Source organism: Acetoanaerobium noterae (assembly GCF_900168025.1).
Classification (GTDB): Bacteria; Bacillota; Clostridia; order Peptostreptococcales; family Filifactoraceae; genus Acetoanaerobium; species Acetoanaerobium noterae.
On the sequence record NZ_FUYN01000004.1, the window covers coordinates 65,699 to 82,534 of the forward strand.

General features: G+C 33.3%; 17 protein-coding genes and 2 other annotated features. All 17 genes read right to left on the reverse strand.

Annotated features, from left to right (window positions below):
* Window positions 1–563 precede the first annotated feature (563 nt).
* Window positions 564–1,739, reverse strand: coding sequence for an acetyl-CoA C-acetyltransferase (locus tag B5X47_RS08805; protein WP_079589783.1), 1,176 nt, complete (start codon window positions 1,737–1,739; stop codon window positions 564–566).
* A 21-nt stretch (window positions 1,740–1,760) separates the two neighbouring features.
* Window positions 1,761–2,600 (reverse strand): 3-hydroxybutyryl-CoA dehydrogenase, encoded by an 840-nt coding sequence (locus B5X47_RS08810; protein ID WP_079589784.1) that lies wholly within the window; start codon window positions 2,598–2,600, stop codon window positions 1,761–1,763.
* Between the two features lie 15 nt (window positions 2,601–2,615).
* Window positions 2,616–3,389, reverse strand: coding sequence for an enoyl-CoA hydratase-related protein (locus B5X47_RS08815; protein WP_079589785.1), 774 nt, complete (start codon window positions 3,387–3,389; stop codon window positions 2,616–2,618).
* A 162-nt stretch (window positions 3,390–3,551) separates the two neighbouring features.
* Window positions 3,552–3,911: a 50S ribosomal protein L20 gene (gene rplT / locus B5X47_RS08820; protein WP_013361344.1), complete on the reverse strand. Its 360-nt coding sequence runs from the start codon at window positions 3,909–3,911 to the stop codon at window positions 3,552–3,554.
* A gap of 30 nt (window positions 3,912–3,941) precedes the next feature.
* Window positions 3,942–4,139, reverse strand: coding sequence for a 50S ribosomal protein L35 (rpmI, locus tag B5X47_RS08825; protein WP_013361343.1), 198 nt, complete (start codon window positions 4,137–4,139; stop codon window positions 3,942–3,944).
* Between the two features lie 30 nt (window positions 4,140–4,169).
* On the reverse strand, window positions 4,170–4,685 hold the full coding sequence (gene infC / locus B5X47_RS08830; RefSeq protein WP_079589786.1) for a translation initiation factor IF-3: 516 nt from the start codon (window positions 4,683–4,685) through the stop codon (window positions 4,170–4,172).
* A 34-nt stretch (window positions 4,686–4,719) separates the two neighbouring features.
* Window positions 4,720–4,840: a sequence feature (ribosomal protein L20 leader region), on the reverse strand.
* Between the two features lie 46 nt (window positions 4,841–4,886).
* A complete protein-coding gene (locus B5X47_RS08835; protein ID WP_079589787.1) occupies window positions 4,887–5,648 on the reverse strand; it encodes a GNAT family N-acetyltransferase in 762 nt (253 codons plus the stop codon).
* Between the two features lie 19 nt (window positions 5,649–5,667).
* The gene (thrS, locus tag B5X47_RS08840; protein WP_079589788.1) at window positions 5,668–7,581 is read right to left on the reverse strand and encodes a threonine--tRNA ligase; all 1,914 of its coding nucleotides are present in this window, start codon (window positions 7,579–7,581) and stop codon (window positions 5,668–5,670) included.
* 84 nt (window positions 7,582–7,665) lie between these two features.
* Window positions 7,666–7,872, reverse strand: a binding site (T-box leader).
* Window positions 7,873–7,914: 42 nt separating this feature from the next.
* The gene (locus B5X47_RS08845) at window positions 7,915–8,520 is read right to left on the reverse strand and encodes a DUF445 domain-containing protein (protein WP_079589789.1); all 606 of its coding nucleotides are present in this window, start codon (window positions 8,518–8,520) and stop codon (window positions 7,915–7,917) included.
* Window positions 8,521–8,538: 18 nt separating this feature from the next.
* A complete protein-coding gene (locus tag B5X47_RS08850) occupies window positions 8,539–9,717 on the reverse strand; it encodes a SpoIIE family protein phosphatase (RefSeq protein ID WP_013361338.1) in 1,179 nt (392 codons plus the stop codon).
* Window positions 9,718–9,854: 137 nt separating this feature from the next.
* Window positions 9,855–10,502, reverse strand: a complete 648-nt coding sequence (locus B5X47_RS08855) for a 3-oxoacid CoA-transferase subunit B (protein WP_013361337.1) — start codon at window positions 10,500–10,502, stop codon at window positions 9,855–9,857.
* 3 nt (window positions 10,503–10,505) lie between these two features.
* A complete protein-coding gene (gene atoD, locus B5X47_RS08860; RefSeq protein ID WP_013361336.1) occupies window positions 10,506–11,156 on the reverse strand; it encodes an acetate CoA-transferase subunit alpha in 651 nt (216 codons plus the stop codon).
* 61 nt (window positions 11,157–11,217) lie between these two features.
* Window positions 11,218–11,946 carry a DUF6873 family GME fold protein gene (locus B5X47_RS08865; RefSeq protein WP_079589790.1) on the reverse strand — a complete coding sequence of 243 codons (729 nt, stop codon included), beginning with the start codon at window positions 11,944–11,946 and terminating at the stop codon, window positions 11,218–11,220.
* A gap of 5 nt (window positions 11,947–11,951) precedes the next feature.
* On the reverse strand, window positions 11,952–12,896 hold the full coding sequence (locus B5X47_RS08870; RefSeq protein WP_041487125.1) for an ABC transporter permease: 945 nt from the start codon (window positions 12,894–12,896) through the stop codon (window positions 11,952–11,954).
* Complete coding sequence (locus B5X47_RS08875) at window positions 12,889–13,953, reverse strand: ABC transporter permease (protein ID WP_079589791.1); 1,065 nt, start codon at window positions 13,951–13,953, stop codon at window positions 12,889–12,891. The genes B5X47_RS08870 and B5X47_RS08875 overlap by 8 nt, the downstream gene beginning before the upstream one ends.
* Complete coding sequence (locus B5X47_RS08880; protein ID WP_079589948.1) at window positions 13,953–15,446, reverse strand: ABC transporter ATP-binding protein; 1,494 nt, start codon at window positions 15,444–15,446, stop codon at window positions 13,953–13,955. The genes B5X47_RS08875 and B5X47_RS08880 overlap by 1 nt, the downstream gene beginning before the upstream one ends.
* Window positions 15,447–15,687: 241 nt before the next feature.
* Window positions 15,688–16,737, reverse strand: coding sequence for a BMP family lipoprotein (locus B5X47_RS08885; RefSeq protein WP_079589792.1), 1,050 nt, complete (start codon window positions 16,735–16,737; stop codon window positions 15,688–15,690).
* Between the last annotated feature and the right edge of the window lie 99 nt (window positions 16,738–16,836).

Sequence of the window (16,836 nt, forward strand, 5' to 3'; positions counted from 1 at the left end):
ATTATAAAAGCAAATTTAATGCCAATTTTTTAACATAAATTATAAAAAATTTTATAATTTATTCAGTTGCTTTGAAATCAATGCTTTATCTACTTATTTAAATGGTTAATTTGTAAACTATTATTTTATTTTAAATCCTACTCATTATACTATATAGTTCAAAAAACCATATTGCTATTACTGGAGTATGACTTTTATTATAAAAATATAGATTAAAGAGTTATATAATAGTTTAGAACTTTAGTTTAATTTTTTCAAACAGCTTTATGTTCATTATTTGAACATAAAGCTGTTTATATGTTTATTAATATTACACATTTAATTTTAAAATTTAAAACTTATAAATCAATGTTCATTTTATTTACACTAACCACTTTTATTATAAATTTGAAGTATATGAACAAAGGAACTGAGGATAATTGCCATACTACAATAATTGATTTTATATTAGCTTTAATCAATCTATTGCATAAGCTCTTTATCATATCAGTTCCTTTTTATAGGTTAAAATTAAAATCTATTTACTTTGCTTTCATGATGTTATTATAAGTTTGAACTATCTGTTATCTTTTTACAACTATAGCCGTTCCCATTCCTCCACCAATACAAAGAGTAGCAAGTCCATTTTTTGCATCTCTTCTTTTCATTTCGTGTAATAATGTAGTAAGTATTCTAGCTCCAGAAGCTCCTACTGGATGTCCTAAAGCAATAGCTCCACCATTTACATTTACTATTTCTGGATTTAATTTTAAATCTTGAACTACTGAAAGTGATTGAGCTGCAAATGCTTCATTTGCTTCTACTAAATCTAGATCTTCAATCTTCATATTTGCTTTTTCTAATGTTTTTATTGTGCTTGGAACTGGTTCGTATCCCATTATAGCTGGATCTACTCCAGCAGATGAGTAAGAAGCAATTGTTGCCATTACTTCTAAACCTAGCTCATCAGCTTTTTCTCTCGACATTACTATCATCATAGCTGCGCCATCATTGATTCCAGAAGCATTTCCTGCTGTCACTGTACCATCTTTTTTAAATGCAGGCTTTAATTTTTGTAACTTGTCAATGGTCATATCAAATTTTGGATATTCATCTTTATCAACTATAACTTCGCCTTTTCTAGACTTGATTACTACTGGAACTATTTCATCCTTAAACTTATCTTCCTCTATCGCTTTTTGTGCTTTTAACTGACTCGCCAGAGCAAATTCATCTTGCATTTCTCTAGTAAGATTCCATTTTTCAGCTATATTCTCTGCAGTAATACCCATATGATATCCATTAAATGCATCTGTAAGAGCATCATTAATCATAGTATCAACCATCTGAGCATTTCCCATTCTAGCCCCGCTGCGCATTGAACTACTGCAGTAAGGAGCATTTGTCATACTTTCAGTTCCTCCAGCTAAAACCACTTCAGCATCTCCAAGCATTATAAATTGAGCTGCCATAGAAACCGCTCTAAGGCCCGAGCCACAAACTTTATTAATAGTTAATGATGATGATTCATAGCTCATGCCAGCACCTAATGATACTTGTCTTGCTATATTTTGTCCTAGTCCAGCTGAAAGCACATTACCAATTATCGCAGTATCAATCAATTTTGGGTCAATTTTTGCTTTTTCAATAGCCCCTTTTGCTGCTGTTATTCCAAGCTCAGCAGCAGAAACTCCAGCCAAGCTTCCGCCAAAAGAACCTATAGGTGTTCTAGCAGCACTTACGATTACAACTTCTCTCATAATTTAACCTCCAATTATATATTAATATTCATAAAATCCTTTTCCAGTTTTTCTTCCAAGATTGTTTGCTCTTACCATTTTCTTAAGTAATGGATGAGGTCTGTATTTTGAATCTGAAAATTCATTATAAAGAACTTCCATTATAGCTAGGCATACATCTAAACCTATAAGATCTGCTAAAGCTAATGGTCCTATCGGATGGTTAGCCCCTAATTTCATTGATTCGTCAATATCTTCTTTGGAAGCAACATTTTCTGATAAAATTCCAACTGCTTCATTAATCATAGGAACTAAAATCCTATTTACAACAAAGCCAGGAGACTCTTCTACTCTTACAGGAACTTTTCCTATATCTGAAGCTATCTTAAAAACTGTATCAAAAGTTTCAACTGATGTTTTTTGTCCTGTGATTATTTCTGTAAGTTTCATAACCGGAACTGGATTAAAGAAATGCATTCCTATAACTTTTTCTGGTCTTTTAGTAAAAGAAGCAATTTCTGTTATAGAAAGCGATGAGGTATTTGTTGCTAAAATAGTTTTAGCTTCACAAATTTCATCTAGTTCTTTAAATACAGTCTCTTTCACTTTGATATCTTCTACTATTGCCTCTATAACTAAATCTGCATCCTTTATATCTTCATAAGATAAAGTAGTAGATATATTAGACATGGTTATATCTTTATCTTCACTTGTGATTTTTCCCTTTTCTACAAGCTTAGATAAACCCTTATCCAAGCTTGCTATAGCTTTATCTAGTGATTCTTGTCTATGTCCTTTAATTACTACTTTATGACCTTTTGTAGCAAAGGTTTGTACTATGCCATTACCCATTGTTCCTGAGCCAATTACACATATTTTCACGTTACTACCTCCTTATTATTTGAAATTAGGTTTTCTTTTTTCTAAAAATGCTGTCATACCTTCCTTTTGATCTTGAGAAGCAAAACAGAGCGCAAAAAGGTTTTTTTCTATTTCAAGACCAGTATCAATGTCTGTCTGAATACCTTTATTAATTGCTGTTTTTGAATATTTTACAGCCATTTGAGATTTTGATGCTATATTGGATGCAAGCTCTTCTGCAGTGCTTATAAGCAAATCTGGTTCTACTACAGAGTTTACAAGTCCCATTCTATAAGCCTCATTAGCATCTATAATATTCCCTGTATAAATTAATAACTTGGCATTCGAGCTACCTATTAACCTAGATAGTCTTTGAGTTCCTCCAAAGCCTGGTGTTATTCCTAAGCCTACTTCTGGTTGTCCAAATTTAGCTTTACTACTTGCGATTCTCAAATCGCAAGCTAAGGCAAGCTCGCATCCTCCTCCTAAAGCAAAACCATTTACGGCAGCTATTACAGGCTTTTCTAAATTCTCTATATAAGTCATTAATTCCATTCCATGATTTGCAAATTCTCTAGCTCTATTTGGATTTATGCTGCTCATTTGCTCTATATCTGCTCCAGCTACAAATGCTTTACCTTCGCCTATTAGAATTATCACCGAAACCTCATCATCCTTGCCCGTAGTCTCAAATGCATATTTAAGCTCTGAAATCAAATTTTCATCCAGAGCATTTAGTGATTCTGGTTTGTTAATTTTTATCCATGCTACATCTGATTTTTTTTCAATTACAATATTTTGTAAATGCAAATCTACACCTCCTAGTAAACAACTAATTTCAAGTATTAATTATACAAAGCAAGTTCCATGCCATTTTTTATATTTACCACAATAATAAATTTTTTAACATAAAAAAAGCACCAAGATTATAAGTAATTTAACTTATATCTAGATGCTTTTTAAGCTTATAAATTATGCATTTAAAGCTTTTTTTGCTGTATTAACAAGGTTCTCAAAACCTTGAGGATCATTTATAGCCATTTCAGATAACATTTTTCTATTTAAGTTGATTCCTGAAATTTTAAGACCATTCATAAATCTTGAGTAGCTTAATCCATGCATTCTTGTTCCTGCATTTATTCTAGCTATCCACATCTGTCTGAAATCTCTTTTCTTTAACTTTCTTCCAGAATATGCATGCTTAAGAGCCTTCATTACAAAAGCATTAGCAGGTCTGAAAAGTTTACTTCTTCCACCTCTGAATCCTTTTGCTAGCTTAAGTATTTTTTTATGTTTTTTTCTTGCATTAAGTGCCTTTTTAACTCTTGCCATTTTATGTTAACCTCCTTCTTATCGTAGTTTTTATAGGTATGGTAGTAATTGTGCCATTCTGCTTTGGTCACCTTTAGTTACAATACCACTTTGTCTAAGTTTTCTTTTTGTTTTAGCAGATTTTTTTGTTAAGATGTGGCTAGTAAAAGCTTTGCTTCTTTTTAATTTCCCAGAGCCAGTAACCTTGAATCTTTTTGCGGCTCCTCTATGAGTTTTCATTTTAGGCATGTGTTTTTCCTCCTTCTAGTACTTTAAATGCTAATTTTTTTTAGGGTCTAGCATAACAATCATAGTATTTCCTTCAAGGCGTGGAGCCTTATCAGGTGTTCCTACTTCTTTAACTAGATCAATAAACTTATTTATTACTTCAACCCCTATTTCTTTATGTCCTAATTCTCTACCTCTAAAACGTACAGACACTTTAACTTTGTCTCCGTTTTCTAAGAATTTATAAGCCATTTTAGCTTTAGTAGATAAATCATGCTCTTCAATAGAGGGTCTAAGTCTTACCTCTTTGATTACAACTACCTTTTGTTTTTTCTTTGATTCTTTTTCTTTTTTGGCCATTTCGTACTTAAATTTGCCAAAATCCATAATTTTACAAACTGGTGGATTTGCATTTGGTGAAATTTTTACTAAATCCAAGTTTTTCTGTGTAGCCAAATTCTGAGCTTCTTTAGCTGACAGTATACCAAGCTGAGTACCATCTTCATCGATAACACGTAATTCTTTGTCGCGAATTTGCTCATTGATTTGTTGTTCCTTAATAATCATACACCTCCAAATTGGCCAATAAATAAAATATAGTATCATATAAAAAATGCGGATAGCATAAGCTATCCGCAAATAAAGACATAATAACATCCTTTATCATAACCTTATACGCTCATTTGCAATAAGGTGAGAAGCGGATACTTCTACTTCATTAATCAACCTTAGTAATTATATCAATATAATTCTGGGTTGTCAAATATTTTATTTAGTTATTCTTTTAATCCTGTAGCAATATCCATAAATATCCTCAAATTTAACTTTATCAAAGAGCTTATTCCCTGCTGTGTCTAAATAATCAACATCAGCTATTGCAATTTCTGCTCCTCTTTTTAAGGCATAGCTAAGCATGCTCATAAGAAGCCTCTTTCCATATGAAAGATTTCTAGTCTTCTTATTTATAACTATACTATTTATTATCATATAGTTTTCTTGAAATGTAGCATAAGCTTGACCTATAAGTGTATTTTCCTCTATAAGAGTAAAGGTACTGCAAGGTACTATAAGTCTTTTTATTGAATCTCTGAAAATTTTATCTTCTACTTGTGAATAATTCATGAGATAAGAAAAATCATCTATCCAAAAATCTTTAATTTCTTCTTCTATAAATACACCGTTTTGAATGAAATTCGCAAACGTAAATAGCTCATTTTGAAGTGGCTTTATATCTATCATTTTTACAGTTCCATGACCACTTCTTTCATAACCATTTCGAAAAAGCTCCTCATCAAATTCCTGATAGTCTTTTTGAAATACAATTCTATATTCAGGTATTTGATTGTAGTTTGCTAGAATAGCCTCAACACTAGCAATTCTCTCATGAATATTATTCTTCCTATCATATAAAGGGTGAATACTCTTAGTAAACTGGTTTATCCCTGCATAGTTTATAATTAAGCCTTCATATAATGTTGTAAATGCTGCTGGCTTTGAATTAAGGAGCAGCTCTTCATATTTTATAAACATAGCATTAATCCCCTTTTTATTACTGGTTAGTTTTTCTTGAAATAATTTCTTCACTCAGCTCTTTTAAGAAATCATCAGTATTTTTAAAACCTAAATCTCCTAAATCTCTTGAGCGAACAGAAATATTTCCTTCATTAAGCTCTTTTTCTCCTACAATTATCATGTAAGGCACTTTTTCAAGCTGAGCTTCTCTAATTTTGTAGCCTATTTTTTCTGCTCTATCGTCTAGCTCAACTCTTATCTTAGCATCATACATAGCCTTTTCTATCTGCTTAGCATAATCCATAAACTTATCTGATATAGGAAGGATCTTTACTTGAACTGGAGCTATCCAAAGCGGGAATTTTCCTGCATAGTGCTCAATTAAAATACCTATAAATCTCTCTATGCTTCCAAAGGCAACTCTATGAATCATTACAGGTCTATGCTTTTCTCCATCCTTACCAATATAAGAAAGCTCAAATCTTTCAGGTAACTGATAGTCTAGCTGAATAGTTCCGCACTGCCAAGTTCTACCTATACAATCTCTAAGATGGAAATCAATCTTAGGGCCATAAAAAGCGCCATCTCCTTCGTTTATGATATAAGGAAGTCCTAGCTCCTCAAGAGCTGCTTTAAGATTTGATTCTGCTTCATCCCACATAGAAATTTCGCCTAAAAATTTCTCAGGTCTAGTTGATAGCTCAAGATGATATGAAAAACCAAATGTCTTATAAATTTTGTCTATTAAGCTTACTACCCCTTTTATTTCATCTTTAATCTGCTCAGGTAGCATAAATATATGGGCATCGTCTTGAGTAAAGGCTCTTACTCTCATAAGTCCATGCAGAGCCCCTGATAATTCGTGTCTATGAACTCTACCTATTTCTCCCATTCTTATAGGGAAATCCTTGTAAGAACGCATTTTTGTTTGATAAACCAGCATCCCTCCAGGGCAGTTCATAGGTTTTATTGCAAAATCCTCTTCATCGATTTCTACAGTATACATATTTTCCTTATAATTAAACCAGTGGCCAGAAGTTTCCCATAATTGTCTATTTAAGATTATAGGAGTTTCTATTTCTACATAGCCATCTTCTCTATGAACTTCTCTCCAATATTCTAATAATTTATTCTTTAAAACAGTTCCTTTTGGCAAGAAGAACGGAAAGCCTGGACCCTCATCAAGAAGTGTAAACAGCTCCAGCTCTTTACCTAGCTTTCTATGGTCACGAAGTTTTGCTTCCTCCATCATCTGGATATAATCATCCAAATCTTTCTTTTTCTCAAAAGCAATACCGTAAACTCTTTGAAGCATTTTATTGCTTTGATCAGCTCTCCAATATGCCCCCGCTACAGATAAAAGCTTAAAGGCTTTTACTTTCTTTACATTTGGAAGATGAGGTCCTGCACAAAGGTCTGTAAATTCTCCTTGTTTATAAAAAGATATTGTACTTCCCTCTTCCAATCCCTCAATCAGCTCTACCTTATAGTCTTCACCTAGCTTCTTCATGAAGTCAATAGCTTCGTCTTTAGGAAGCTCATAGCGTTCAACTTCAAATTCTTCTTTAACTATTTTTTTCATTTCAGCTTCAATTTTTTCTAAATCCTCTGGAGATAATCTATGCTCTAAATCTATGTCATAGTAAAATCCATTTTCAATAGCTGGCCCAATAGCAAGCTTAGCTTCAGGATATAATCTTTTAATTGCTTGAGCCATAACATGAGTAGAAGTATGCCAAAATACTTCTTTTCCATCCTTATCTTCAAACTTTACAAATTCTAATTTAGCATCATCATTTATAGGAGTTTTCAAGTCCTTTACTTCACCGTTGATTTTAGCTCCCACTATAGCTCTTGCTAAGCCTTCACTTATGCTATTTGCTACATCTATGGCTCTGATGCCACTTTCAAATTCTTTTAATGAACCATCTTTTAATTCAATCTTTATCATAACTTTTCCTCCTTTTATTAGTTAATATAAATTTTATACGATATAAGTTTTTATTAATTTGGGGTACAAAAAAATCACCCCAAATAATGGGGCGATTAATTATCGCGGTTCCACCCAAATTAACTTGATTTCTCAAGTAACTCTTGTAGGCTATAACGTGCCTTCACGTTTTCCTTATTTCGGAAAAAGCTCATAGGTGGTATTCATGGGTACATTCTAAGAGGCTCACACCTACTACCTCTCTCTCTGAAAGAAAGCAAATCCACTACTTGTCCTAATCATAGCTGTATCATTTATTTGGATTATACGTAATTATAAATAACTTGTCAATAACTATCTTATCATTATGACAATTATACCCTGAATCAGTCCAATTAAACCACCAAGTATTCCACCCAAACGTTCTATATGCTTTAATTCTTTTTTTGCAATAGATAATATTATATCCTCTATTTTTTCCATTTCGAAAGCATTAATTCTGTCTTCTACCATTTCCTTGATATTGATTCTAGCTGTTGCTTTATGAATCAAATCCTCACTTAAATCATTTATAAGAGAAGCAATTTCTTCCTCCACTACAGTATCCACGTATTCCTTAATCATATTTTTAAAAGTAGAGGGCATAATAGGAGGCATCTTATCGTCAATTATCATATTAACTCTTATTTTTATTGCTTTAACTATATTACTCTTATCTTCATCTTCAATCATTTTATTTAAAATATCCTCTATAGAAAGCAATTCTTCATCCACTGTTTTGCCTATATTACTCGCAATTTCAGCTTTCCTTTTAGGAAGAAGTCCTTGAATTTCATAATTAAGTAAAGGTATTTTATAAGGTCTTAAAGGTCTAAATAAAAGCTTAATAGCTAGGATGTTTGTAATCCATCCTATAACGGCACCTATAATTACCATGAACATTATTGTTACAAATTGCATTTATTCACCACTCCATCATTAATAGTATTCAATTGTTACAATTTTTCCAAATTCTTTTAGAATTTCTGCAAGCTTTTTTATTATATCATGTTTTGAACTTATGTCCTCAGGAAATCCTATTTCTGTATGCGCGGGATTTACTCTTCTTCCAAATAAAATTCTAATATGAGTAGCTTCATCTAGTAAAATTTTAAGTAGCATATACACAGCATTTGTATTTTTATCATTTGTAAACATGTCATCTATATGAGAAATTGAGCTTTTATAATCCTCGAGAATCTCGAGCGCTTTGGCTAATGTCAATACCCCTTCTGTAACTAAATCTATGCCTTTTATATATGCAATTGGAGGTATATCGGGATTGCTGTTGCTCATGTCTATATTAACAGGCTTTTCTAGTATCCTCGAAACAATAGATGCGGCTGTGCCTCCACATACAATCTTTTTTCCTTTTCCATACATAAGCTCGGAAACAATTTTAGTATCGTCATTTTTTTCTACTGGCGGTCCAGTAAATAAAGTTACTTTTTCTGGTTTTTGATATTTTAGTACCATGCAGCTAGCATCATCTTGAGGCAAATCTCCATAAAGATCGTTGCAGGTTGTAATTATTTTTTTTGCAATACTCATAGCGCTAAGCTCGTCTGGTAGCTTTGAAATATATGCAGCTAATTCTGGCTCTTGCCACCCTAGATTCATTATTCTTCCGATGCCTGCGTGCAAAATACCATCGCTAATTGCAATTATAGTATCCCCATCCTTGATATTAAATTCAGCCTCTTTTACATTTTTATCAGCAATTTGAACATCATCGCCTTCGATTAACGTTACAGCTCCATCCCTTTTTAAAAATACAGGCGGATTATCAAATCTAGCAATATAAACCTTGCCTGAATTAATGCCGTATATAATTGTAAATGTCGAATATGCAAGTCCTCTAACCTTACATACTGGTAGAGTATTTATAATGGTGTTTACAACCTCTTCAATTGTAGCTCCTTGCTTAAGCATTGTAATTGCAATTTTAGAGGTCAATGTAGCTAAAATATTAGCCTTTACTCCTGAACCTAAACCATCAGATAAAATAGAGATAACCCCATGCTCTCTTGGAAGTATCTCCATTTTATCTCCACAAAGCTCTTCACCATATTTATTTAATTTAACATACCCTATATCAAAAAATAATTTATTTTTCATCACTACGCCCCAATTTTATTTTTAACTTTAAAAGCTTTTATATTATCAAAATTAAAATTTACCTATATTACATTATACACAATAAACGTAAAAAGCTCTATATACCATAATGGTAATAGAGCTAAGTATATATAGGTTTATGCTTCCATAACCTTTAAATTTTTATCAATAATTAGAGTTGCTTCAGTTGCTTCTTGAATCTGCTCTACTGTAATGTCCTTAGCTATTTCTTTTAGTAATAATCCATTTTCAGTAACTTCCATTACGCCCATCTCAGTTACAATTAAGTTAACCTGAGCTTTGGCTGTAAGAGGAAGATTACAGTTTTTTAGAATTTTGTGCTTGCCTTTTGCTGTATGCTCCATAGCAACAATTACTTTTTTTGCTCCTACTACTAAATCCATGGCTCCACCCATACCTGGAACCATTTTCCCTGGGATCATCCAATTTGCAAGATTTCCTTTTTCATCAACTTGAAGTGCTCCAAGAACAGTTACATCTACATGACCACCTCTAATTATTCCAAAAGACATCGCTGAATCGAAAAATACTCCGCCTTTTTTAATACTAACTGGCTGAGCTCCCGCATTTACTAGATTAGGTATTTCTTCTCCCTGTGCTGGTGCAGGTCCAAGACCAACAAATCCATTTTCTGATTGAAAAACAACATCTATATCATCACTTACATAATTTGCAACTAATGTAGGCATTCCAATACCTAGGTTAACTACATCTCCATCGTGTAATTCCTTAGCTACTCTTTTTGCAATTATCTCTCTTGACATCTCTTATTCCCCCTTAACGATATAATCAACAAGTATTCCTGGTGTTATAATATGTTCTGCATCAATATCTCCAACCTCAACAAGGTTTTCTGCCAGCATAATAACTGTATCTGCTGCCATAGCCATAAGCGGATTAAAGTTTCTTGCAGATTTGTCGTAAAGAGTATTTCCTTTTTTATCAACTTTATGTCCAAGCAATAAAGCAACATCTGCCCTAAGTGCTGTTTCTAACAAATAAGTAACTCCATCAACTTCTATTTTTTGCTTACCTTCTTCTACCATTGTTCCAAGACCTGTAGGAGTAAGAACTCCACCGAGTCCAGTTCCTCCACTTCTCACTCTCTCAGCAAGAGTTCCCTGAGGAACTAGCTCAACTTCCATTTCTTTTTCATTCATTTGTCTTCCAGTCTCTGGATTTGTGCCTATATGTGATGCAATTACTTTTTTAACCTGTTTGCTTTCTATAAGCCTTCCTAGACCTTTATCCACGAATGAAGTATCATTTGCAATAATAGTTAAATCCTTTATCTCTCTTTTAATCAGCTCATCTATAAATATCTCTGGTGTGCCTACACCAAGAAATCCGCCAATCATAAGAGTCATCCCGTCTTTTACATGATCCATGGCAAAATCAAGTGATACAATTTTATTCATGTCAAACCTCCTCAAATTTTTTTAAATTTAAATTAAAGAGAGCCTCAGAATTCACTTAGGTTTATTTTAAATAAAGAGGAACCATACTTCCGTAATCCTGCAGTTTTGAATTCGCTAAAAAAACTGCATCGATTTCTAAGGAATTTAAGACGTTTATAATAGCTTTTCCATTATTATAATGTTCTAAGCTTCCCATGAAAGCAACTTTTTTATTATCAATTAATGAACTAGCTCCTCCAATAAACCCATACTCAAAGCCTTCTAATATTATATCTCCACTATTAATCATAGCAATATTCATGCCATATATTTCATTTATTGCCTTAAATATTGAAATATCCGATGTAACTAAATTATTAGAATCTAGTATCAGAGTTGAACATTTGCTATATCCTTGCTTAGTATTAATAAGTGATATGTTTAAGCTTTCTAAAACGCTTACAATCGCTTTGTCCACGTATTTAAAATAACCTAGAGCATGCCTTCCAAAAGTAGCAACATTGTATTTAATGTGATTGGGATACTTTTTTTCTATTAATGTAGCTCCAATCTGTGTAGAAAATCTTTCAAAATCTTTATATTTTTTGCTATAAAGATATGGCTCTATAATAGTAATATTCTTTAAAGGACACCCCATCAAATCAGGGTGTCCTTTAACAGCTTCATATAAGTTAGGGTGAGCTACAGTTTCTACTATTTCTATACCAAATGATTCTATTTTATTTTTCATTCCAGCCGGAAGTCTATAATCTACCAATAGTGCATCTGGTTTCTTTTCGATACTGTACATAAATACTATCTTTCGCCCTTTTCATAAATTTCTCCGTTAGCTGCTGGTCCATTAGCTTGACCTACAAAGAAAATTAAAACAAATAAAGTTATAAGATATGGAATCATCGACAATAGGTGTTCAGATATGTTTATACCAATAGCTGGACTTCCTAAAAATACAACTAATCCATTTGCAAATCCAAATAATAAAGAAGCTAGCATAGCACCCTGAGGCTTCCATTTACCAAATATCATGGCAGCAAGCGCAATAAAGCCTTGACCTGAAACAAGAGTTGGTCTGAATGTCGATACAATTGCCAAGCTCATAGAGGCTCCACCAAAGCCGGCTAATACTCCTGATAAGATTACACAGATATATCTCACCTTATGAACATTAATACCTAAAGTATCCGCCGCTCTAGGATGTTCACCAACTGCACGAATTCTTAATCCAAATCTAGTTTTATAAAGAACAAACCAAGCAATAGCAACAAAAATAAATGCTAAGTAGGTTGTCGCATAGGTATTGAAGACAGTATCTAAAAATCCACTTGGAAGTAATCCATTTAAATATCTTGGCATTTTTTGATCAAGTGGAATACTTGGTGTCATAGTAGATCCATCAAACAGCATTTTAGACATAAATATTGCTATTCCTGGAGCTAAGAAGTTAATTGCTATACCAGAAATAACTTGATTTGCATTAAAGCTTATAGATGCAATAGCATGAAGAAGGGCAAATAAACCTCCAGCTACTCCAGCTCCAATAAAGGCCATCCACGGATTTCCTGTAAATACAGCTACTGTTGCTCCTACAAAAGCTCCTATTGTCATCATACCCTCGAGTCCTATATTAACTACCCCAGAGTTTTCTGAAAATACGCCACCTAATGAGGTAAATATTAAAGGAGTGGAATACATCAATGTTGTACTAAGCAATATCGCTAAACTTGTCATTACACTATCCATTTTTTCTACCTCCTTTAACTTTAAACTTATTTATCAATATCTTAACTATAGAGCTTGCAGCAATAAAATAAATAATAGAACCTATAACTATTGAAACCACTTCTGGAGGTGCTCCTATGGTTTGAAGCTTTGAACCACCATACTTTAGACCTCCAAACAGAAGTCCTGCCAGTAATACACCAAATGGAGAATTTGCTCCGATAAGCGATACAGCCATACCATCAAATCCATAACCCTCAGCTGCAGCTAATATTGTAATCTTGTGTGAAACTCCAAGAACCTGAGTTACTCCAGCAAGACCTGCTAATCCTCCTGCAATAGCCATTGATATAACTATTGATTTGTTTACATTTATTCCGCCATACTCAGCAGCATGCTTATTGTACCCAACTGCTCTAAGTTCATATCCTAAAGTAGTTTTAAAAATTATATAATAAACTAAAATTGCAGCAATAATTGCTATAACAATACCCCAATTGACTTTTGCTGTCCCAACTAGAGGCTTTAAAAATGAAATCCCAATAGATGCTGTCTCTTTTATGCTATAAGATGCTTCGCTATTTGGAAGTCTAAATCCATCGATAGTAGTGACAAAATTTGATAAATAAAGTGCTGTCCAGTTTAGCATAATAGTTGAAATTACTTCATTAATGCCAAATTTTGCTTTAAGAAGTCCAGCAACTGCAGCCCAAAGTGCTCCTGCTAGACACCCAGCAATAATTGCAAGTGGAATATGAATAATTGCTGGTCCATCAAAGAAATAACCTACTAGTACAGCAGCCATTGATCCAATTATATACTGACCCTCTGCACCTATATTAAATAATCCTGTTCTAAAAGCAAATGCAACTGAAAGTCCAGTAAGTATCAGAGGAGTTGCGTATACAATAGTCCATGCTATAAATCTAGGCTTACCTATTACTCCTTGTATCATAACACTATAAGCTTCTATTGGATTAAATCCAGCAATGGAAAGAATTACTGCTCCTACTAAAAAACCTAGAATAATAGATAGCAGGGTGTAAAGAAGCTGTTCATTTATTCTAAACTTTTTCATTATTTTCCTCCTCCTGCCATCATTAGTCCAAGTTGATTTTCATTTGCATCTTTTGCATCAACTATTCCTACTATTTTTCCTTCATAAATTACTGCAATTCTATCTGAAACACTCATGATTTCATCTAACTCAAATGAAACTAGTAAAACGCCCTTTCCTTTATCTCTTTGCTCGATAAGAGATTTATGAACGAACTCAATTGCTCCAACATCAAGACCTCTTGTAGGCTGAGTGGCTATCAATAAATCAGGGTCATTAGTTACCTCTCTTGCTATGATAACTTTTTGCTGGTTCCCTCCTGACAAGGCTCTCGCTTTTAAGGCATTATTTTGTGGTCTAACATCAAACTTATTAATGAGCTCATCTGCAAACTGTCTAATGTTTGAATCTAATAGCTTTCCATTTTTTGAAAATCTTTCTTTTTTATAGTTTTGCAATATCATATTTTCTGATACAGTAAAATCTAAAACAAGCCCGTGCTTTTGTCTATCCTCGGGGATATTAGAAATACCTGAATCCATTATATTTCTAGGATTGGTATTTACTATTTCTTTTCCATTTATCATAACAGAGCCACTTTCAGCTTTTTTAAGCCCTGTTATTACTTCTACAAGCTCAGACTGTCCATTGCCATCAACCCCAGCAATACCTAAGATTTCTCCACGTCTTACTTCTAGATCAAGTCCATTAAGTGCAAACAAGCCTCTATTATCCTTAGCTTTTAAATCTTCTATTTTTAAAACGGTATCTCCATAAATGGCGTCATTTTTGTCTACTTTAAATGTTACTTCTCTTCCAACCATCATTGAAGCTAGTTGATTTTCATCTGTCTGAGACACATCAACCGTATCAATTCTTTTTCCTCTTCTAATAATAGTGCAGTAATCGGCTGCTTCTTTTATCTCTTTTAGCTTATGAGTTATTAAAATAATTGTCTTGCCTTCTTTTGTAAGATTTCTTATTATCTCAATAAGTTCTTTAATTTCTTGAGGCGTAAGAACTGCAGTTGGCTCATCAAGAATTAATATTTCCGCCCCTCTATATAAGGCTTTTAATATTTCTACTCTTTGCTGCATACCAACTGTAATATCCATAACCCTTGCTTTAGGGTCTACATATAGGCCATATTTTTCTGAAATAGCTTTAACATCAGCTATAGCTTTGTCCATATCTACTTGTTTAAACGTTTTCATAGGCTCCATTCCAAGTATAATGTTTTCTGCTACAGTAAATGGTGGAACTAACATAAAGTGCTGATGCACCATCCCTATCCCTAGTGCTATTGCCTTGTTTGGATTGTCAATAACAGCTTCTTTTCCTTCAATAAATATTTTTCCGTCAGTTGGAGTATATAGACCATATAAAATATTCATAAGAGTAGATTTACCTGCACCGTTTTCTCCTAAAAGTGCATGAACTTCTCCTCTATGAACTGTCAAATCTATATTATCATTGGCTATAAAATCTCCAAATTTTTTGGTAATGCTTTTCATTTCCACAACTTTGTGAGAAAAATCAACATTGGCCTTAGTTGTTGTCACAATTTAACCTCCTTGAATCATATTCAATCAAACCATAATACTATTCTATCAGATACCAATTCTAAGTATATAGTAAACCTGATAGTAAATATTTCATATATAAAAATCTTTTTCTATTATATCAGAAATATGTATTAATTTACTAGATAAAAAATCCCGGTATCACTACCGGGATAAATTAATTACGTCAAAATTAGTTCATAGAGTTGAAAGCTTCTTCTGTTCCTGGAACTGTAATCTCTTTGTTGATAATCTTTTGCTTTTCAGCTTCAACAAACTCTAAGATATCAGCAGGTACATTTTTGCTTGTTGTAGGAGCAATATCAACTCCACCTTCAGCTAAACCAAATACGATTGTTGTTCCGCCAGCAAAGTTGCCATCTTTTAATTCTTTAGCAACGTTGAACATAGCGTTATCAACTCTCTTAACTGCAGATGTAATAACGTTATCTGGAGCTAGATCGTTTTGGTCTCTATCAACACCGATTACCCATTTGTTCTGCTCTTTAGCAGCTTCAATTGCACCGTTACCACTATCTCCAGCTGCGTGGAATATTATGTCTACTCCAGAAGCATACATTTGATTAGCAACAGCTTTTCCTTTTGCAGGATCATTAAATGCATTTACGAACTGTACATCAACAACTGCATCTGGATTAGCAGCTTTAACTCCTGCTAAGAATCCAAATCTAAATCTATTGATTACAGGTACATCCATACCACCAATAAAGCCTATTTTATTTGATTGAGTCATTTTACCAGCGATTAGACCAACTAGGTAAGAAGGCTCTTCTTCTTTGAATAAAACGCCAAGTACGTTATCAGGAGTAGCATCACCATAATCGTTATCGATTATAGCATATTTTTGCTCTGGATAATTTCCTGCTGCTGCTAAAATAGCATCAGCCATTTTAAATCCAACACCCCAAATAAGATCGTTTTCTCCATCTACAAGTGTCTCTAGGTTTGGCTCGTAATCAGCATCTTGCTTAGACTCGATATATCCAATTTCAATACCAAGATCCGCTTTTGCTTTTTCAAGACCTTCCCAAGCACTTTGGTTAAAAGATTGGTCTTTAACTCCACCAACGTCTGTAACCATGCTAATTTTAAGTGATTCTGCTGCTGTTTCTTCTGCAGCTGGCTCTTCAGCAGGTGTTTCTGCAGGAGCACTAGAGCATCCAGCAAGAGTCATAATACCCATGATAGAAGCTAAGAATAAAGCTGTGATTCTTTTCTTCATTTTCCTATCCCTCCTAAAATTAAAATAAAAATCTTACAAATAAAATAATTAAGGCTCTATTTTATTTTAACAAAATTTTTACTTTTTACAAGTGTTATT